This is a genomic window from Photobacterium sp. TY1-4, assembly GCF_025398175.1.
In the GTDB taxonomy this organism is placed as follows: Bacteria; Pseudomonadota; Gammaproteobacteria; order Enterobacterales; family Vibrionaceae; genus Photobacterium.
Genome location: NZ_CP099734.1, coordinates 785,149 through 805,565, shown reverse-complemented (window position 1 = coordinate 805,565; position 20,417 = coordinate 785,149). Strand labels below are relative to the sequence as shown.

Sequence of the window (20,417 nt, the reverse complement as noted above, 5' to 3'; positions counted from 1 at the left end):
GCTACTTTTCTAACATCTATCAATTTTTCTGATACAAAGGAATTCAGCCCGCAGCCAACCGGAGGCTCACATCTCCATCTTCCGGTCTTTCATCATTCGGACGGCCTCTCGGCGAATACAATCTCGCAGCGGGTTCTCAATCGAATCGGCCCGCCAGATAAAGGACAAGGTTCGCTGCATGTTGAGCTCCGGCACCTTCAACGCCGCCAGCTCTCCGCGTTCAATATGCTGGACCACATCCAGGAACGGCAAACAGCTGAGGTACGGCCCATTTCTCACCAGCGTGCGCAGCACAGAAATTTGCTCGTACTCGCGCCAGACATCCAGATCGTCAATCACCCCGTGCAGCGCACTCTCAAAACTCTTGCGGGTACCGGCACCCTGCTCCCGCAGCACCCACTTGGCCTGCTCCAGCTGGGCCAAACTGACCGTTTCCAGCCTGGCGTAAGGATGATGCGGGGCGGCGATGATCACCAGATGGTCATGACACCAGACTTCCTGCAGCAGACGGCTGTCATCACAGCGGCCTTCAATGATCCCTAAATCACACTCATAATTGCGCACCCGGTTAATCACCTTCTGCGCATTACTTACCATCAGTTGAATACGCAGTTCGGGAAAATCTTTATCAATAATACTGATAAGCTCCGGCAATAGGTGCTCTGCCACCGTCTGGCTGGCGGCCACATTGATTTCCCCGCTGACCAGGTGCTGATCATAAAACCCCAACTCAATTTGCTGGGCATCAAACAACAGCTGCTTGGCACGGGGTCTGAGCCAGGCTCCCCAGTACGTCATGGTCATCTGTTTCCCCTGGCGCTCAAAGAGCGGACGTCCCAGCAGCCGTTCCAGCTGAGACAAGGCCATACTGGCCGCAGACTGCGTGATCGCCAGATTTTCCGCGGCTTTCGAGACGCTGCGCGTCCGGGCGACTTCATCAAAAACCGCGAGTTGTTTCAGTGAATAACGCATCATTTCACTCCTGACAATGCAATCCATTTCCTATCCGCAAGAGTATCAAGGTTTTGAATGCGGGTTAAAAAAAATATCAATTTTACTCACCCTTTTGTGCCCATTTATCCTGACAGTCAGTTATTCGTCACAAGGAGGAAAAAAAGTGGCAATTTCAATCCCCTATCCACACTTCAACCCTGACGTGTCCGTCAGTCACACAGGAGGAATGGCCTATGGCTTTGGCTACGTCTTCTTCTGCGTCCGGTGAATTCAATCCCAAGGAAATGATGAAGCAGGCGGAAATTTACGCCGTGGGGAAAGCCACCAAGCCGACCCGGACCACGGTTGCGCTGGCCGTCACGGCCGGTGTCTTCATCGGCCTGGCATTCGTATTCTACCTCACCGTCACCACCGGCGGCAGCAATCTGAGCTGGGGGCTGAATCGCCTGCTCGGCGGTGTGGCATTCAGCCTGGGTCTGATCCTGGTGGTGATTTGCGGCGGCGAGCTGTTTACCAGCACCGTGCTGTCGGCCATTGCCTGTGCCAACCGTCAGATCAGCCCGCGGCAGATGCTGGGCACTTGGGGCAAGGTGTATGCGGGGAACTTCCTCGGCGCCATGCTGCTGCTGGTCCTGGTCTCCATAGCCGGGCTGTATCAGCTCGACGGTGGCCAGTGGGGCCTTAATGCACTCAATGTCGCCCAGCACAAGCTGCACCACCAGCCGATGCAGGCGTTTGCCCTGGGGGTGCTGTGTAACCTGCTGGTTTGTCTGGCGGTCTGGATGACCTTCTGCTCGACCAACATGATGACCAAGATGGCGATGGTGATCCTTCCCGTCGCGATGTTTGTCAGCACCGGCTTTGAGCACAGCGTCGCCAACATGTTCATGGTACCGCTCGGGATCACCATTCAGCACCTGGCCCCGGACACGTTCTGGCTGGAACTGGGCGTTGACCCTAGCCAATATGCTGATCTGACCTTCCGCAACTTCATCTTTGCCAACCTGATCCCGGTCACCCTGGGCAATATCGTCGGCGGCGGCGTCCTGGTCGGCCTCGGCTACTGGACCATTTACCGCGCCCCGCTCGAGGCACTGCCGACGGCAACCCTGATTCACCCTGACTTTTCAACGACTTCAACACGGAATATGGAAAATACTATGCTGCAGGAAAACCTACTTGTGAACGACTTCATGCGCCCGGCCGACGTCACGCTGCACCCGGGGATGCCGGTTGCCGACGCCCTGGATCGGCTCTTCGCGGCCCAGTTGACCGGTGCCCCGGTGCTGACCCAAGATCAGCGTCTGGTGGGTTACTTCTCGATGCATGACAGCCTGATCGATCTCTGGCTCAACGATTACATGCCGGATCCGGAGCGCAAGGTGCAGGATCTGATGAAACACGAGATCCAGACCGTCAGCCCGGACAATGCCATTGTGGAAATTGCCGAGTACATGAGTATTGATAAAAATATTCTCTACCCGGTCACCAGCGGCGGTATCGCCACCCAGCTCACCACCCAGTCACTGAGCGAGCGCGCCCGCACTATGGTGATCACCCGGCCGCACCAGTTCCCGGTGGTAGAAGACAACAAACTGGTCGGTATGATCAGCCGCCAGGACGTCATGCGAGCCCTGCGCCCGGTCTATGGTCAAACCGTGGCCGTGACCGCAATTGAGCAAGACACTGCTGCCGACGGCCGCGAGCTGGCCTGATCCCCCTGCCTGCCAGTTCGCTGGCAGGCATTTTCCCGCCAAATCCGACGACTGCTCACACTCCCGCCCCCGAGCAGGATGATTATCCAAGAAATTATCACAGCACATGATATGATTGCGGCGCCGACCAAGAGCAAACGTTTGCATAACTGTAATTTAGACTGACAGCCCGATATTCGCTGTCATTGCATCGCGAGGTCCTGACCGCCCCATGAAAAGTGATATTCAAATCTGCCGTGACACGGCCCTGCTCCCGATTGAACACCTGGCCCGTCAGGCCGGCTTTCTGCCCGATGACCTCACCCCACAAGGCCCCCTGAAAGCCAAGGTGAAACCCGCCGTGCTCAAGCGCCTCGCCGATCGCCCCGAAGGCAAGCTGATCGCCGTCACCGCGATTACCCCGACCCCGCTCGGGGAAGGCAAAACCGTCACCACCATCGGTCTGGCCCAGGGTCTGGCCAAGTTGGGGCAGAGTGTCATGGCCTGTATCCGGCAGCCGTCAATGGGACCGGTCTTCGGGGTCAAAGGCGGCGCAGCCGGCGGCGGCTACAGCCAGGTCGCCCCGATGGAACAGCTGAACCTGCACCTGACCGGCGATATTCACGCGGTCACCGCCGCGCATAACCTGGCGGCGGCGGCACTCGATGCCCGGATCTACCATGAGCAACGGCTCGGCAGTGAAGCATTTGAAGCCCGGACCGGCCTAGCGGCCCTGAACATCGACCTCAACCGCATCACCTGGAAGCGGGTCATGGATCAGAATGATCGCGCCCTGCGGATGATCACCATCGGCAACAATGAACCGGGCAAAACCAGCAACGGGATTGCCCGCAATGACGGCTTTGATATCTCAGCGGCCTCCGAGCTGATGGCGATTCTTGCCCTGTCGAGCGATCTGGCCGACATGCGCCGTCGCCTGGGCCGCATTGTGCTGGCCTACACGCGGGAATGTACCCCGGTCACCGCCGAGGATCTCCAGGTCGCCGGGGCGATGGCCGTGACCTTGCGCGAAGCCATCGAACCGACCCTGATGCAGACGCTGGAAGGCGTGCCGACGCTGATCCATGCCGGACCGTTTGCCAATATTGCCCACGGCAACTCATCGATCATCGCCGATCGCATTGCGCTCAAGCTCAGTGACTACACGATCACTGAAGGCGGGTTCGGCTCCGATATGGGATTTGAGAAAGCCTGTAATATCAAGGCTCAACAAGCCGACCGTGGCCCGGACTGCGCCGTGGTAGTAGCCACCCTGCGCGGCCTCAAAGCCAATTCCGGCCATTATGACCTGCGTCCCGGCCAGTCCCTGCCGCCATCACTGTTCGAGCCGGACGCCGATGCGCTGCACGCCGGATTTGCCAACCTCAAATGGCACATCGAAAACGCTGCCCGGTACGGGGTGCCGGTGGTGGTTGCCATCAACTGCTTCCCGCAGGACAGCGACCAAGAGCTGGCCCAACTGGCAGAAATGATCCAGGCCGAAGATTTCGCCACCACCGTCGAACTGGCGCTCAGCCATGCCTTTGCCCGGGGCGGAGAGGGCGCGATTGAATTGGCCGAAGCCGTGGTGCGGGCCTGCCGACAGCCGACCGATTTCAAGCCGCTGTACCATCCGGCGCAGAGTCTGGAAGAAAAACTAATGATCCTGGCCGAAGTCGGCTACGGCGGCCAGGGGGTGGAATTGTCTGAGCAAGCCAAAGCGCAGCTGGTTGCGCTCAAGCAGCAGGGTCACGATGGGTTGGCCGTTTGCATCGCCAAAACCCCGCTCTCAATCAGTCATGATCCAGCCCGCAAAGGAGCACCTCAGGATTTCGTGCTGCCGGTACGCGAACTCCGGCTCTGTGCCGGCGCCGGGTTTGTTACCGCGCTGTGCGGCAATGTCATGACCATGCCCGGCCTGCCGGAAAAGCCCGCCTTCATGGCCCTTGATCTGGATGAGGACGGCAATATCACCGGCCTGAGCTAATCCGGACACGCACGATTTCCCGCCAACAAACGCGCCCATTGGGGCGCATTTGTTATTCGACGCCAGTATTTTCGCCCAGCCCCATCGCCCGACTTATTTCTTGTGGTTAAAAGGATCTAAATAGTCGCGGTCAGCGAAGGTGCGGACCCATTCGGGTTTGTACACCACCAGCAAAGTGGTGGCCATCCCGTTCAACAAGGCTTCTGGGAATAACAACAGCGGCAACAGTGACAGGTAGTTGTCCACGATATAGGCCCAGCTGTATTCACCGCTCCAGTACATCCAGCCACTGGTCAACAACAGATGCACCGCCATGGTCAGCGCCCCATTGAGAAAGGCGGCCACAAAGATGTAAACAAACAGATGCCGGGTCAGAAAACGATAGCTCAGCAAAAAAACCGCGAAGCTGAACATCGCCGGGAGCATCACCCCCGTCAGCATATAGAGGCCGATATCCGGCCAGGCCACAAATCCCAGCGCTGCCATGAGCACCGTCGCTGCCGAACCTATCAACGCCGCTATCTGCCAGCCATGAGACAACGCCAGGACGGTCAGGGCCAGAAAATGCACCTGCAGCCCGTCCGCGATCCCCGCCCGCAGTCCCCAGAGCATGAACAGGATCACCACCGTCGCCAGCACCAGGTGCTGATAGTCCTTCTCGTGGCGAAACTTCGGCCAGAACTCGCGGGGAAAACTGAGCAGCATGACAACCAGCCAAATCAGATAGCCGGCAACCTGTAACCATGTCATCCGAATCTACATCCTTGTAAAAGAGAAGCTGGAAGTATATCAGCATGTTAACCGTCCATTAACCCTGGTATGGGCCACAACCTCTCGCCGCTGCCTGAAAACAACTGGCTTTTCTCCGGGCAAAAATCCGCCGCCAGGCCCGATTGGACAAGCTTTCGCCGGTCATTTGCAATTGGCGGGAAATCGGCATCAAGCCGTAGTCAGATCAATTTTTTTTACCCTCAACCTGCTAATCTCAATGGCAGCTCAATAGATAATGAAAGGCCTATCACTATGGAAATGACCAACGCGCAACGTCTGATTCTGTCCAACCAGTACAACCTGATGGCGCAGATGGATCCGGAAAATGCCGCCAAATATCGCCGCCTGCAAACCATCGTCGAGCGCGGCTACGGCTTGCAGATGCGTGAACTGGATAAAGATTTCGGTTGCCTGTCTGATGAAGAGTGCCGACTCGTCATCGATTATATGGAGATGCATCACGCGCTGCAGGAATCGTACAACATGCTGGACGAAGGCAAGCAAGCGGATATCGATCCCCGTCGCCTGCAATTTTTGGGCTTTGATGCCGCCACCGAGTCGCAGTTGGTCCATTACGTTCGCTTCCTGACCGCTGAAGAAGGCCTGTATCCGCAATTCGACAAAGCCGAGCACAATTTCAACAGCCAGGTGCCGATGAAGGACAAGTATCAGCGCATGCTGCAAACCTGGCGCAACTGTCCGCGCCAGTACCACCTGTCGGCAACCGAGATCCAGCAAATCTTGAATGCCTGAGCCCCACCAGCTCCTGTCACTATCCGCATCAACCGGCGCCTGGGCGCCGGTTAGTGCCACCTCTCCCCCCATCTCCTGACCCATTTTTCGATTCCTTCATCCCCGCCTCCTGCGATAAACTGCGCCGATCCCGTGCGGAAATGTGACCTTTGACCAAGTTTTATTTTAAACAGGTCAACTTTGACTCAACATTTCCGGCGCAGGCCGAAAAATAGCTAACGGCATTGAACTTCACCAAACTGTTTTCACCGCCATCAATGCTTCAGAGTAAGCTGAGCACTCTGAACCCTTCGAGCCCAATCAGTCGCAGGAAGCCATGAGCCGATCCCTTCTCGCAACGCCGTATTTCATTCTTTGTGCGCCTGCCGAGCCGGCGTCGCGCCCGCTCAACCGGGCGCCCTTTGTCGTCCTGCAGACGATTCTGCCGGGGAAGTGCGCAACATGCTGATCCGCAACACGATCGGGAACCGGCTCATTACGGCCATTGCGTTTATGTCCTTTCTGACCATCAGTGTCAGCATGATTGCCGTGATCAACTGGGACACCCTGGACACCCAGATCAAAGCCATTGTCGATAAAAACCTGCCGGCCCTCTGGACCAGCTACCGGCTCGAGCGCAATACCGCCGGGCTGCAAGCAGCGCTCAATGCCCTGAGCAACAACCGCGACCCGGTCCAACATGGGCCACTCAAGCAGACGATCACCGACAAACTGGATTTGATCAGTACCGCTATCCATGACACGGCGGACCTGAAGCACTACCAGGCCATCAAGGCCGAGCACCAGACCCTGGTTGCCGATATCGCGGTCTACGCCGATCTACTCTACCAGCGCAATGCCCATCGTTTTGCCGTCACCCAGACCGAAAACACCCTCAAGTGGCTGCACAAAGATCTGGTCGATGAACTGGCGCCGCTGCGCCAGGAGGTCGAATGGCAGCTGACCAGCGTGGTGCCCAACGCCCTCAGTCCGGAAGCCATCAAGGACGTGACGACGGAGTTTTCTTATATCCAGTCCATCACCATTAAAGAGAACGAACTCTACCTTCTGGTCCAGGAGGTCATTCAGCAACGTCATCTCCTGGATCTCGGCAAGGCATTCTATTACGTCGGTAACAAAATCAAAGAGATCAACGAGATTGGCCAAAACCTCAATCACTACACCGCTTCAACCTCCTATCGTGAGCTGCTCAAGGAGATGATCCTGCTGGTCGCCCCGGCCGGGGTACTGGAAACGCAGTTGCGCCAGGATATCGAGCTCCACAACACCATCGCGCGCTACCAGGATCAGATCCAAACCCGGTTGGCGAACCAGGAAATCCTGATCCAACAGATGGTCGAGCAGGAAAACCGGGAATTGCACCAGCGGAATGAGCAGGCGCACCGGACCATCACCATCAGTAACCTGATCCTGTTCGGCACCATGCTGCTATCGATTTGTCTGTCCGTGATCCTGTCGATTTACCTGGTCGGCCGCGGGATCGTCAAACGGCTCAACCTGCTGTCCCAGGATCTCTACGCGGTGGCCAACGGCCAGCTCGATACCCAGGTGCAAGTCTCAGGCGACGACGAAATCGGGATGCTGGGCGATAACCTGCGCCTGTTTTGCAGCCAGATGCAGGAAATGCAGCAAAGCAACGCGCTCAACCTGATCAACAACACCCAGGCCAGCATTATTACCTGCAACCTGCTGGGGCTGGTGGAATCGGTCAACCCGAGTGCCCAGTTGCTGTTCCGCTACCGCAGCACACCCGACCAGCAAACCCTCTGGAGCCTGTTCAGTGACAGCATGCAGCAGCGCCTGCAGGCCCTGTTTGCCATCGGCAGCCCGCTGCTCAATAACGGGGCCTGCAGCCTGACTCTCAAACACGAGCACCACTCGGGAAAGACGCACTATCTGCGGCTTGATTTTCGCTTGTTCAGCCAGGGCAGCAGCGACAAGGTGATCATCACCATGACCGATATCTCCGAGCAGGAAAATGCCGCCCGCTGGCTGGAAAACATGGTGCGCGACAAGACCCAGTCACTGATCAACCGCAACCGCCAGCTCAACGCTGAAATTGAGGACCGCAAGCGGATCGAAGCCGATCTGCGGGCCACGCAGGATGAGCTGATCCAGGCGGCAAAAATGGCCGTCGTCGGTCAGACCATGACCTCCCTGGCCCATGAGCTGAACCAGCCCCTGAGCGCGATTTCAACCCATGTCTTTGCCACCCGGGTCGCGCTGGAAAAAGGCCGTTCGGACCAACTGCCGGCCAGCCTGGACAAAATAGACAACCTCACCTCGCGGATGGGGCGGATCATTGCCAGCCTGCGCAATTTTGCCAAGAAGCAGTCGGCCAACAGCCCGCTGGCCCCGGTCAACCTGCAAGAAGCCTTACAACAGGCAACGCTGATTGTAGAAAGCCGGGCAAAAGTCCAGAAAACCACCATCGTCAGCGAGCTCGATCCCCAGTTGATGGTGCTGGCCGATCAGGTCCAGTTCGAGCAGGTGCTGGTTAACCTGCTGGTCAACAGCTGCGATGCCGTGGCTGCCGAGTCGAAGCGTACCATCACCGTCTTCGCCCTGCCCGGTGACGGGCAACGATTGCGGCTGGCCGTCAGCGACAGCGGCCATGGTTTCAGCGCCGAAATTATCGAACAACTTTTTGTACCCTTTACCACAACAAAAGACGTCGGGCTCGGCCTCGGGCTGAGCATCTGTCGTTCTATTCTGAGCCGCCTGGAAGGGGATATTTACCTCGCCTCAAACCTTCAGGGCGGTGCATTGGTCGTGTTGGAGTTAAACTGCTATGACAATAAATAACGATATTGAAGTCCTGGTCATCGATGACGATCAAGATGTCGTTGATGCTTACCAACAGCTGCTGGAAATCTCCGGCTACAAAGCCTGTGCGATCACCGATCCAACCCTGGTCATGAACATGCTGAACAGAAACTGGCCGGGCGTGATTGTCACCGATATGTACATGCCGGGCCTGAGCGGCATGGAGCTACTGGCGCAAATCAAGGCCCTCGATCCGGATTTGCCAGTCATCATGATCACCGGCCACGGCGATATCCCGATGGCGGTGGATGCGGTCAGAAAGGGCGCGCTCGATTTTCTGCAAAAGCCGCTCCAGCCCAATGAGCTGCTGGCCTTGCTGGACAAGCACCTGCCGATACGCCAGCAGCAGATCGACCAGCGCGCCAGCCTGACCCAGAGCACCGCCGAGTTGCTGATTGGCGACAGTCCGCTGATGGTCCGGCTGCGCGAGCAAATTACCGAAGTCGCCCTGACCACCAAAGATGTGCTGATCGAAGGGTCGCACGGGGTCGGCCGCCATACCGTGGCCCGCTTGCTGCACCAGAAAAGTGAGCTCTGCGACGGTCCCTATCTCACCACCGCCGGGGACTCAATCCAGTGTACCGCCGATCTCCAGCGCAGTATGATCGCCGCCCGCGGCGGCAGCCTGTGCCTGATGCATCCGCAGGATATGCCGCAGGAGACCCAAAAATGGCTCTGCCGTTTCCTGTTGGAGCAGGAGCGACTGAACAAGAAAGAAGTCCGGGTGCTGGCCGTGGTCGAAGGCACCCCGGAAGCCCAGGTCGAGCAAGACAAACTGTTGCCGGAGTTGTTCTATTTCCTCAGCCAGATCCGCTTCCAGCTCCCGTCTCTGAAACAACGTAACTGCGACATTATTCCGCTGTTCCGCCATTTCCTGAAACAGAGCTGCCAGAAGCTCAGCAAGGCTGTGCCGTCGATCGACAAAGCCTACCTCAACACCCTCAGCCGCTATGAATGGCCGGGCAATGTGCTGGAGCTGAAAAACGTCGCCGAGCTGTACGCCATCGGGATCGTCAAACTGGCAGGCCAGGAGCGGACCAAGCCGCTGGAGCAAATGAGCAGCCCACTCGACGAGCTGGTCGGCAGCTACGAGAAGCAGATCATTGAAGATGCACTCTATTTGTTTGCCGGGCGGATCAACGATGTCTCCAACTATCTCCAGATCCCGCGTAAAAAGCTGTATCTGAGAATGAAAAAACACAACCTCGACAAAGCCGAATACAAGGTTCGCACCAACTAAACACCCCCGGGGCAACAGCACCGGACCAACCCGCCCTCCGGCTTGCAGCACGGGGGGCGGGTGATTACAATGGCGGCTGTGTTTATCATCCCCGGTTTTCCCCATGTCTTACCAATGCCCTTTATGCCACGCTCCCCTCAGTTCTGAGGGCAACCAGTGGCGCTGCCACAACAATCACCAGTTTGACCAGGCCAAAGAAGGTTATGTCAACCTGATGCCGGCGCACCATAAGAGCTCGAAAAATCCGGGTGACAATAAAGAAATGATGCAGGCACGGCGCCAGTTCCTGGAAGCCGGCTACTACGCCCCGCTCCGCGAAGCGGTGATCGCCCAGCTGGCCCGCCACCTGCCGGCCAACAATGTCCGGCTGCTGGATATCGGCTGCGGTGAAGGTTACTACACCGCCGGGTTTACCGCTGAGGCCGTCGGCCACCCCGGCCTTGAAGTCCACGGTCTGGATATTTCCAAAGTCGCAGTGCGCTATGCCGCCAAGCGCTATCCGGCCTGTCATTTCTGCGTCGCTTCCAGCCACCGGCTGCCGTTTGCCGAGGACTCGCTGGACGGCATCGTCCGAATTTACGCCCCCTGCAAGGCCGAAGAGCTCAAACGTACCCTCAACAGCGGCGGCATTGTGCTGACGGTCACCCCGGCTGCGCGCCACCTGTACCAGCTCAAAGCACTGATTTACGATGAAGTACGGCTGCACGATGTGGCGCCGGAGCAGCTCGACGGTTTTACCCTGGTCGAGGAGCAGCAACTGCACGATACGCTGAGCCTGTCCGGGGAAGCGGCAACTGCCCTAATGCAGATGACCCCGTTCGCTTGGAAAACCAGCGACGCCGTGTGGCAACAGCTGGCAGCCAGCACAGACTTCCCGTGTGAGACCGACTTTATGATCCGGGTGTATCGCAAACAGTAAGCCTATCGACAAGGGGCTTTGGCCCCTTTTGAAAATAATTCTCACTTCGATTGCGTTCCATTTTTTTCTCCTTTATGATCCCGCCCCGTCTACAGTTATTGCAGCAAACACCTGTTCCCGCAGTCCGTTACCTGCGCTTTTAACCCCAATGGTGATCTCATGAAAAAATGGCTTTCCCTCGGACTGGCAGGCTTCCTGTTCGGTTGCAGTACAGAGCCAGCGGCGACGCCCACCACTCCGCTCCCGCAGACGTTTTACGATTACAGCATCACCTCACCGCAGGGCGCGGCACTGACCCTGCCGGAGCTGGCCCAGGCACTGCAGAACGCCGACATCATTCTGGTCGGTGAATGGCACGGCCATCCGGGCGCACACTTGATGCAAACCCGGCTGTTTGCCGCCCTGTATGCCCAGAGCCCGAACCTGGCCCTGTCGATGGAGCAGTTCAGCCGGGATAAGCAAACCGTGGTCAACCAGTACCTGGCCGGCGAAATTGGCGAGAAAACCCTGATCCAAGAAGGCAATGCCTGGCCCAACTATACCGGCAGCTACCGCCCGCTGGTGGAATTTGCCAAGCAACATCAACTGGATGTGATCGCAGCCAATGCCCCTAAATCGATTGTCCGTTGCATCGGCAAGTTCGGCCCCGACTATCTCGACCGCCTGCCGGCGAACGAGCGCCCGTGGGTGGCCCGGTCCCTGACCCTGACCCCTGATGCCTACCTCGAGAAGTTCAACGCCTCGATGCACCATGGTGATGAAGCCAAAACCCGCCGTCAGTTTGCGGCGCAAACCACCTGGGACGACACCATGGCCGAGAGTATGGTGAACTACCTGGCACGCCACCCGGGCAAACAAATCATGCATATTGCCGGACGGTTCCACATCGCCGAGGGGCTGGGCACCGCCTCACGAATTCAGTCACGGAACCCAAATCTGAACGTGGTGATGGTCACCCCGATCACCGCACAAACGGAGTGGAATGCCCAGGCACCCGACTACCAGATCACCCTGCAGCCGCTGCCGACGGCTTATGTCGATCAGGACAAAATGATGGCGGCCATGGGCCAGATCCATCGCCGCAATGACTCGCTCCAATGCTATCCGGCGCAACCCGCCCGCTAATCCTATGGCAAGCTGACCCTTGTCCATCTGGCCGCAGGCTGCCTACCTGCGGTTATTCTGACATTCAACACATCGCCCTGGCCGGATAAGCCTGGCTGATTAATCCATCCATTGCATAACAAATCTTGCCAAGCCGCAGGTTTCCCACTAAGGGCAGCAAAGCCGGGCCGGATCACCCGACAAATTCCAAATAAGAATATTCAACCACGGCTTTAACGTTTGTTCGAAAAATGAACTGTAATTCAATTTATCATTAGCCAGATTATTCACTCCAAAAACACTGAGCAGCATAAACGCCCTGATATTTGTTTAATTTTTGTTAAAATATAGATGTTCTTTCTTTCCACATTGCGCTAAAACAATATTCCGAGGGAACCCACTTTATAACCACGCTATTCCCCCGCGCCGTACTACATTACCTGGCAAGGAGCTTGTGAGATGGAATTCAAGAAAAATCCGATAAATAAACTATTTACTGCCGCCTGTGTTGCCACGTCCCTGGCCCTGACCGCGCCCATGGCACTCGCCGACGTCGCCAAAGTGGCGGTATCGCAAATTGTTGAACATCCGGCACTTGATGCTGCGCGCAATGGTCTTTTAGACGGCCTGAAACAAAAAGGCTATGTCGAAGGTGAAAACCTCGAATTTACTTATCAGACCGCCCAGGGCAACCCGGCGATCGCCGTCCAGATTGCCAAGCAGTTTGTCGGTGAACGACCGGATGTGCTGGTCGGTATTGCCACGCCAACCGCGCAAGCGCTGGCTGCCGCCACCCGTTCGATTCCGGTGGTATTTACCGCCGTCACCGATCCGCTCGGGGCCAAGCTGGTGAAAGATATGAACCACCCCCAACGCAACGTGACCGGCCTGTCCGATCTGTCGCCGGTCGCCCAGCATGTCGATCTGATGAAAGAGCTGCTGCCTGATGCCAAACGGATCGGGGTGGTCTTCAACCCGGGCGAAGCCAATGCGGTTGCCCTGGTCGAGCTGCTGCGTGAAGCCGCCCACGCCAAAGGGCTGGAAGTCGTTGAAGGCACTGCGCTCAAGAGTGCCGATGTCCAGTCTGCCGCGCAGATTGTCGCCGCCAAGGCTGATGTGATTTACGCCCCGACCGATAACACCGTCGCCAGTGCCATTGACGGCCTGGTCAATGCGGCCAACCAAGCCAATAAGCCAATTGTCGGCGCCTCGACCACCTACATCGAAAACGGTGCGCTGGCCGCGCTGGGCTTTGACTACTACCAGGTCGGAGTCCAGACCGCGGAGTATGTGGATGCCCTGCTCAAAGGCAAGAAGGTCGCTGATCTGCCGGTCCGCGTCGCCAAAGGCTCAGACCTGGCCCTGAACCAGAAAGCAGCGAAAAAGCTCGGGTTCACCTTCCCGGAATCCGTGCTGACACGTGCGACGTCCGTCGCCAACTAACCGCAGGGACGATCTGATAGCAGGAGCCATGCCGCTGGCGGGTTCCTGCTCAGCCCTACAGAAATACAAAGACAAGGAGAATATGGATGTCTTTCTTTGCCTTGCTGGGTACCCTGGAAATCGGCCTGGTCTACGGATTGGTCGCCCTCGGGGTCTACCTGACTTTCCGGGTCCTGGATTTCCCTGATCTGACCGTTGACGGCAGTTTCCCGATGGGCGCTGCCGTGGCTGCCACCGCCATCGTCGCCGGGATCGATCCCTGGACCGCCACCTTGCTGGCCATTCTGGCTGGCGGCCTGTGCGGTCTGGTGACCGCCTTCCTTGCCATTCGCTGCGGTATTCTGCACTTGCTGGCCAGTATCCTCACCATGATCGCCGCGTTCTCGATCAACATTCGGATCATGGGCCGTCCGAATCTGGCACTGCTGGGGGAAGATACCCTGTTCACCCCGTTCGAAATGCTGGCCTTTGATGCCGGACTCGATCCCAGCCTGATTCGCCTGCTGGTGGTACTGGCCCTGGTGATCGGCAGTGGCTGGCTCATCACCCGTCTGCTCGGCAGTGATTTCGGCCTCGGTCTACGTGCCACCGGCGTCAACAGCCGTATGGTCAGCGCGCAGGGCGGTAACACAGCCCTGTACACCTATTTTGGCCTGGCGCTGTCCAACGGCCTGGTCGGTTTCTCCGGCGCGCTGTTTGCCCAGACCAACAGCTTTGCTGATGTCACCTCCGGGGTCGGGACCATCGTGGTCGGCTTGGCAGCGGTGATCCTGGGACAAACCCTGATCCCCGGCCGCAAGATCTGGGTCGCGGTGGTTGCGGTGATCCTCGGCTCTGTGCTGTATCGCCTCGCTGTGGCCTTTGCCCTGAGCAGCGGCATGTTCGGCCTGCAGGCCTCCGATCTGAACCTGATCACCGCCCTGCTGGTGGCTGTCGCCCTGATCGCCCCGAAAATGAAAACCCGCATCAAGCGCAAGAGCAAGCAACCGGCCCGCACAAAAAAGCTGGCTGAACCACAGTGAAGGTGAAAAATGATAGAGCTCAATGATATTCGCGTCACCTTCAACGAAGGGACCATTCTGGAAAACCAGGCGCTGAAGGGCATTTCGATGACCGTGCCCGAGAAGCAGTTTGTCACCGTGATCGGCTCTAACGGCGCCGGTAAATCAACCCTGCTCGGAGCCGTCAGCGGCGAGACGCCGATGGTCGGCGGCCAGGTGCTGATCGATAATATCGACGTGACGCCCCAGTCGGTGCATCAGCGCGCCCAATACGCGGCGCGGGTGTTTCAGGATCCGCTGGCCGGCACCTGCGGCTCACTGACCATCGAGGAAAATATGGCCCTGGCCTATAAGCGCGGCAGCCGCCGCAGCTGGAAAATGGCCCTGTCCTCAAAACGCCGCAAGCTGTTCCAGGAGCGGATCAGCATTCTTGGTCTGGGGCTGGAAGATCGCCTCGGGGACAACATCGGCCTGCTCTCCGGCGGCCAGCGCCAGGCGGTCAGCCTGGTAATGGCGACGCTGGCCGACAGCAAACTGCTGCTGCTCGATGAGCACACCGCGGCGCTGGATCCGCGCATGGCAGCCTTCGTGCTGGCCCTGACCCAGAAAGTGGTCACGGAATTTGATCTCACCGTGATGATGGTTACCCACTCGATGAAAGATGCCCTCGCCTATGGCGATCGCACCGTGATGCTGCACCAGGGTGAGATTGTGCTGGATGTTGACGGTGAAGAGCGCGCGCAACTGGACGTCAAGCACCTGCTGGAAATGTTCAGCAAAGTGCGTGGCGAAGAGCTGGCCGACGACAGCCTGCTGCTCAGTTAGCCCCGACGCACACAGGGTTAGCCGCTGCGGGTAAATTCCAGTATGATGCGCATCGTGCCCGGCCGGACCGGGCCTTTTTATTTTAGGAAGACGATGAAAAAGACATTTGCTTTAACTCACCCCAAGAAAGCAGTTCCGCGTGTTGTAGAAGCGGTTAAGTACGAAGTGAAGAAGTACCTCAAGCGGGAGCGCCGTAAAGCGCTGCCTGCGGGCGCGGACTATTGGGATTTTGACTGTCGATTCGGCCATACCGAGCAGGAAGCAAAGGTAATTCACGTCAAGGAAATCAATAAGTGCATTGATGAAGCCGAATCCCTGACCCTGACTTCCTTCTACCTGGAGATCCTGGCCAAGCCGGGCGTGCGCCAGAAGAAAATCGTCGGTGACGACGAATAATGGCCCCGACGGTCCCAGTGAAGCATAAAAAAAGTAGCCCGGCGGCTACTTTTTTTATGCCTGGATTCTAAGCTCGGGATTTTAAGCTCGGGTTAGAGCTTGCTGCGCCAACAGTGGCTCACAGCCTTCAAAACAGCATTCTGACATCACTGGCCTTAAAACCAGCGCTCCAGCGCGGTTTTATCCAGTTGCTTGAACGCCCGGTTCAGCACTTGGGCCAGCTCCAGGTAACGCGGCCGCGCTTTCATCGGCTGCAGGGCATACCCCTCGCTTGTGATCTTCTCATGCAGCTCCCGGTACCAGGTCACCAGAGACGGCGGCAACTGGGTCCGGCTGCGCCTGCCGAGCCACCACAGCCCCTGCAACGGCATACTCAGTGCAAACAACGCCACTGCAATCGCCTGCGGCAACGCGTCGTAATTGTTGAACGCCATCTGACTGAGCACACTCATCACCGCAACGGCCGGCATCACCCGGGTCGCAAACTTCGTGGCCTGGATGTACCGCGGCTCCGGGAACATCACCGCCAGTTCTTTTCGCATCGGCCAGATCGCCATGTACTGCTGGCCATTTTGAAAAGAGCGCCAGATCGATTTTTTTTGACTCATAAACCACCAAAACTCAAAAAAATCTATAAATATTAAAATATAGTAAGAACAAACTTGATTGAAATTAAAATTTTCTAAAAATCTTTTTGTTATATTGCGTAACAATCGCTATCCTAGGCGCGCCTAAACTAATTGTTGCCTGTAATCACCGTTATGGCAACCTGAGGCAAACCTCCAAGGATGGTCGGAAGTGTGGGGGTTCTCAATTCTCGCCAATACGGACATAACACGAATTTGACCCAGGTTAGGTCGACTGCTATGAAAGTCGTCTATCCTATGGGTAATTTTTATTCAGTTGAATATCAACTTTCAGACAGATTATAGGTAGTCACTCTCATGTCTAAGCTGGTTTTAGTTCTTAACTGCGGTAGTTCTTCGCTTAAATTCGCTGTTGTTGATGCGGTCTCTGGTGATGAGCATCTGACAGGTCTGGCAGAATGTCTGCACCTTCCTGAAGCCCGTATCAAGTGGAAACTTGACGGCAAACACGAAGCGCAACTAGGTGAAGGTGCAGCGCACGAAGAAGCCCTGAAATTCATGGTTGAAACTATCCTGGCTTCTAAGCCTGAGCTGGCAGAAAACCTGGCAGCCATCGGCCACCGTGTCGTTCACGGCGGCGAGAAATTCACCCAATCTGCCCTGATCGACGAAACTGTCCTGAACGGTATCGAAGATTGTGCAACGCTGGCGCCACTGCACAACCCAGCGCACATCATTGGTATCAAAGCGGCTCAGAAAGCTTTCCCTGCTCTGAAAAACGTTGCTGTATTCGACACGGCGTTCCACCAGACCATGCCGGAAGAAGCTTACCTGTACGCGCTGCCGTACAGCCTGTACAAAGATCACGCTATCCGTCGTTACGGTATGCACGGTACTTCTCACCTGTTCATCACGCGCGAAACTGCAAAACTGCTGAACAAGCCAGAAGCAGAGCTGAACATCATCAACTGCCATCTGGGTAACGGCGCATCTGTCTGTGCAATCAAGAACGGCAAGTCTGTTGACACCTCGATGGGTCTGACACCACTGGAAGGTCTGGTGATGGGCACCCGTTGTGGTGACATCGATCCGGCGATCATCTTCCACCTGCACGACACGCTGGGCTACTCTGTTGAGAAAATCAACACCATGCTGACCAAAGAGTCTGGCCTGCAAGGTCTGACTGAAGTGACGTCTGACTGCCGTTTCGTTGAAGACAACTACGGTGAGAAAGAAGAAGCAACGCGTGCAATGGACGTGTTCTGTCACCGCCTGGCGAAATACGTTGCAGGCTACACTGCAACGCTGGATGGCCGTCTGGACGCCATCACGTTCACTGGCGGTATCGGTGAGAACTCTGCCCCTATCCGTGAGATGGTCCTGAACCGTCTGGCGATCCTGGGTGTTGAAGTTGACAGCGAAGCGAACCTGAAAGCCCGCTTCGGTGGCGAAGGTGTGATCACCACTGCCAACAGCCGTGTTCCTGCTATGGTTGTTTCAACCAACGAAGAACTGATCATCGCCGAAGATACAGCTCGTCTGGCTGAAATCTAATTCGCGACGCAAGTTCGAAAGCGGCTGGCCTGGGCCGGCCGTTTTCACATCACCCGACCGGAACGGATCGCGTTCTGCCCCGGGTGTCCACATTTTGAGGTGCTGTCCAATACCGGTGGCCCATCGTTATTGAACAGCACGATTGTTTCCTGAATCGTTGAGGAATCTATAGTGTCCCGTACTATTATGCTTGTTCCGGTTGGCGCCGGAGTTGGTCTGACCAGTGTCAGCCTGGGTGTCCTTCGTGCCATGGAACGCAAAGGCGTTCGTGTTTCTTTCTTCAAGCCAATTGCCCAGCCACGTCACGGTGGTGAGCAGCCGGATCTGACCACCGCGATCATCACTGCCAACAGCGATATGAAAGTGGCTGAGTCTTTCTCAATGGCCCGTGCCGAAGAGCTGATCCGTAACGATCAGAGCGATGTGCTGCTGGAAGATATCGTGGCGCGTTTCAAAGAAGCCACGGCCAGCGCGGAAGTGACACTGATTGAAGGTCTGGTTCCGACCCGCAAACACCCGTTTGCCAACCAGATCAACTACGAAATCGCCAAAACACTGGATGCTGAGATCGTGTTCGTTGTTGCCCCTGGCACTGACAACCCGTCACAGCTGAAAGAGCGTATCGAAGTCGCTTGCTCGAACTTCGGCGGCATCAAGAACAAGCACATTGCCGGCGTCATCGTCAACAAACTGAACGCACCGGTTGATGCTGCGGGCCGCACCCGTCCGGACCTGTCTGAAATCTTTGACGATGCCGAAGCCACGGTACCGACGCACGTTGAAGTGATGCAAGTGTTCAACTCCAGCCCGATCCGTGTCCTGGGTTGTGCACCTTGGAGTGCTGAGCTGATCGCAACACGCTCGACTGACATCGCGCATCACCTGAATGCTGAAATCATCAACGAAGGTGAAATCAAAACCCGCCGTATCAAGAGCATCACTTTCTGTGCCCGCTCGATCCCGCACATGGTTGAGCACTTCCGTCCGGGCTCACTGCTGGTCACGTCTGCCGACCGTCCTGACGTCATCGTCGCGGCATGTCTGGCTGCAATGAACGGTGTTGAAATCGGTGCCCTGCTGCTGACCGGCGGCTACGAGCTGCCGAAACCTGTGATGGATCTGTGTGAGCGCGCCTTCAAGACCGGCCTGCCAGTGATGACCGCCCAAGGCAACACCTGGCAGACCTCACTGAACCTGCAAAGCTTCAGCCTGGAAGTTCCGGCCGACGACAAAGAGCGTGTTGAGCTGGTGAACGAGTACATGGCCAGCCACATCGACGGCCAGTGGATTGAGTCCCTGTCTGAAGGTTCAACCCGTGAGCGTCGCCTGAGCCCACCAGCGTTCCGTTACCAGCTGACTGAGTTTGCCCGTGCTGCGGCCAAGCGCGTTGTGCTGCCGGAAGGTGATGAGCCACGTACCGTAAAAGCAGCGGCAATCTGTGCCGAGCGCGGTATCGCCGAGTGTGTCCTGCTGGGTAATCCGGAAGAGATCAAGCGTGTTGCTGAACAGCAAGGGGTGACCCTTGGTGCCGGCGTTACGATCATCAACTCTGATGAAGTCCGTGAAAACTATGTTGCACGTCTGGTTGAGCTGCGTGGCGCCAAAGGCATGACCGAAGTCGTTGCCCGCGAGAAGCTGCAAGACTCAGTCTTCCTGGGCACCATGATGCTGGAAAACGATGAAGTAGACGGCCTGGTTTCTGGTGCGGTTCATACCACAGCCAATACCATCGTGCCGCCGTTCCAGATCATCAAAACGGCACCGGATGCATCTATCGTTTCTTCTGTATTCTTCATGCTGCTGCCAGACCAAGTACTGGTCTACGGTGACTGTGCGATCAACCCGGATCCAAACGCAGAGCAACTGGCTGAAATCGCGATTCAGTCTGCGGACTCTGCCAAGGCGTTCGGCATTGAGCCACGCGTCGCGATGATCTCTTACTCGACCGGTACATCTGGTAAAGGTGCAGACGTCGATAAAGTCCGTGAAGCAACGCGCATTGCGCAGGAAAAACGTCCGGATCTGATCATCGATGGTCCGCTGCAGTACGACGCCGCCATCATGGAAAACGTCGCCGCTTCGAAAGCACCGAACTCGCCGGTTGCCGGTAAAGCGACCGTGTTCGTCTTCCCGGACCTGAACACAGGGAACACCACGTATAAAGCGGTACAACGTTCTGCTGACCTGGTTTCCATCGGTCCAATGCTGCAAGGCATGCGCAAACCGGTCAACGACCTGTCTCGTGGTGCCCTGGTTGACGATATCGTCTACACCGTCGCCCTGACTGCGATCCAGGCCAAACAAGCTGAGCAAGCCAACGCTTAATCCACAGCTTGCGACCAACGAAAACGCCCCCGCAACAT

Annotated in this window: 16 protein-coding genes; 13 read left to right on the top strand and 3 right to left on the bottom strand. The window is 56.9% G+C overall.

The genetic code is table 11. The annotated features are described in order from the left end of the window. Nucleotides 1-66: 66 nt before the first annotated feature. On the bottom strand, nt 67-972 hold the full coding sequence (locus tag NH461_RS04045) for a LysR substrate-binding domain-containing protein (RefSeq protein ID WP_261602827.1): 906 nt from the start codon (nt 970-972) through the stop codon (nt 67-69). 221 nt (nt 973-1,193) lie between these two features. On the opposite strand from NH461_RS04045, the gene focA reads away from it, so the two are divergent. Both focA and NH461_RS04035 read left to right on the top strand, forming a co-directional pair. Beyond that, the gene (gene focA, locus NH461_RS04040) at nt 1,194-2,669 is read left to right on the top strand and encodes a formate transporter FocA (protein ID WP_261602826.1); all 1,476 of its coding nucleotides are present in this window, start codon (nt 1,194-1,196) and stop codon (nt 2,667-2,669) included. Between the two features lie 211 nt (nt 2,670-2,880). Continuing rightward, nucleotides 2,881-4,635 carry a formate--tetrahydrofolate ligase gene (locus NH461_RS04035; RefSeq protein WP_261601986.1) on the top strand — a complete coding sequence of 585 codons (1,755 nt, stop codon included), beginning with the start codon at nt 2,881-2,883 and terminating at the stop codon, nt 4,633-4,635. A gap of 93 nt (nt 4,636-4,728) precedes the next feature. On the opposite strand, the gene NH461_RS04030 is transcribed toward NH461_RS04035, so the two are convergent. Beyond that, nucleotides 4,729-5,385, bottom strand: a complete 657-nt coding sequence (locus tag NH461_RS04030) for an energy-coupling factor ABC transporter permease (RefSeq protein WP_261601985.1) — start codon at nt 5,383-5,385, stop codon at nt 4,729-4,731. 273 nt (nt 5,386-5,658) lie between these two features. On the opposite strand from NH461_RS04030, the gene NH461_RS04025 reads away from it, so the two are divergent. The 9 genes from NH461_RS04025 (at nt 5,659) to NH461_RS03985 (ending at nt 15,913) form a co-directional block, all read left to right on the top strand. Further along, complete coding sequence (locus NH461_RS04025) at nt 5,659-6,159, top strand: YfbU family protein (RefSeq protein ID WP_261601984.1); 501 nt, start codon at nt 5,659-5,661, stop codon at nt 6,157-6,159. A gap of 441 nt (nt 6,160-6,600) precedes the next feature. Next, complete coding sequence (locus tag NH461_RS04020) at nt 6,601-8,964, top strand: ATP-binding protein (protein WP_261601983.1); 2,364 nt, start codon at nt 6,601-6,603, stop codon at nt 8,962-8,964. Continuing rightward, on the top strand, nt 8,951-10,225 hold the full coding sequence (locus NH461_RS04015; protein WP_261601982.1) for a sigma-54-dependent transcriptional regulator: 1,275 nt from the start codon (nt 8,951-8,953) through the stop codon (nt 10,223-10,225). Before NH461_RS04020 ends, NH461_RS04015 begins: the two co-directional genes overlap by 14 nt. Nucleotides 10,226-10,328: 103 nt before the next feature. Further along, on the top strand, nt 10,329-11,144 hold the full coding sequence (gene rlmA, locus NH461_RS04010; RefSeq protein WP_261601981.1) for a 23S rRNA (guanine(745)-N(1))-methyltransferase: 816 nt from the start codon (nt 10,329-10,331) through the stop codon (nt 11,142-11,144). Between the two features lie 159 nt (nt 11,145-11,303). Next, the gene (locus tag NH461_RS04005) at nt 11,304-12,269 is read left to right on the top strand and encodes a ChaN family lipoprotein (RefSeq protein WP_261601980.1); all 966 of its coding nucleotides are present in this window, start codon (nt 11,304-11,306) and stop codon (nt 12,267-12,269) included. 516 nt (nt 12,270-12,785) lie between these two features. After that, entirely contained in the window at nt 12,786-13,691 is a 906-nt protein-coding gene (locus NH461_RS04000) for an ABC transporter substrate-binding protein (RefSeq protein ID WP_261602825.1), read from the top strand. A gap of 86 nt (nt 13,692-13,777) precedes the next feature. After that, entirely contained in the window at nt 13,778-14,713 is a 936-nt protein-coding gene (locus NH461_RS03995) for an ABC transporter permease (RefSeq protein WP_261601979.1), read from the top strand. Nucleotides 14,714-14,722: 9 nt separating this feature from the next. Further along, nucleotides 14,723-15,517 (top strand): ABC transporter ATP-binding protein, encoded by a 795-nt coding sequence (locus tag NH461_RS03990; RefSeq protein WP_261601978.1) that lies wholly within the window; start codon nt 14,723-14,725, stop codon nt 15,515-15,517. A 93-nt stretch (nt 15,518-15,610) separates the two neighbouring features. Further along, entirely contained in the window at nt 15,611-15,913 is a 303-nt protein-coding gene (locus NH461_RS03985) for a DUF6172 family protein (protein ID WP_261601977.1), read from the top strand. Between the two features lie 155 nt (nt 15,914-16,068). Here the strand turns inward: NH461_RS03985 and yfbV are convergent, their stop codons facing one another. Then, nucleotides 16,069-16,521 carry a terminus macrodomain insulation protein YfbV gene (gene yfbV / locus NH461_RS03980; protein ID WP_261601976.1) on the bottom strand — a complete coding sequence of 151 codons (453 nt, stop codon included), beginning with the start codon at nt 16,519-16,521 and terminating at the stop codon, nt 16,069-16,071. Nucleotides 16,522-16,857: 336 nt separating this feature from the next. Here yfbV and NH461_RS03975 point away from each other — a divergent pair, with 336 nt between their 5' ends. Then, entirely contained in the window at nt 16,858-18,054 is a 1,197-nt protein-coding gene (locus NH461_RS03975) for an acetate kinase (RefSeq protein ID WP_261601975.1), read from the top strand. A 186-nt stretch (nt 18,055-18,240) separates the two neighbouring features. Then, nucleotides 18,241-20,379 carry a phosphate acetyltransferase gene (gene pta / locus NH461_RS03970; protein WP_261602824.1) on the top strand — a complete coding sequence of 713 codons (2,139 nt, stop codon included), beginning with the start codon at nt 18,241-18,243 and terminating at the stop codon, nt 20,377-20,379. The last annotated feature ends 38 nt before the right edge of the window (nt 20,380-20,417 follow it).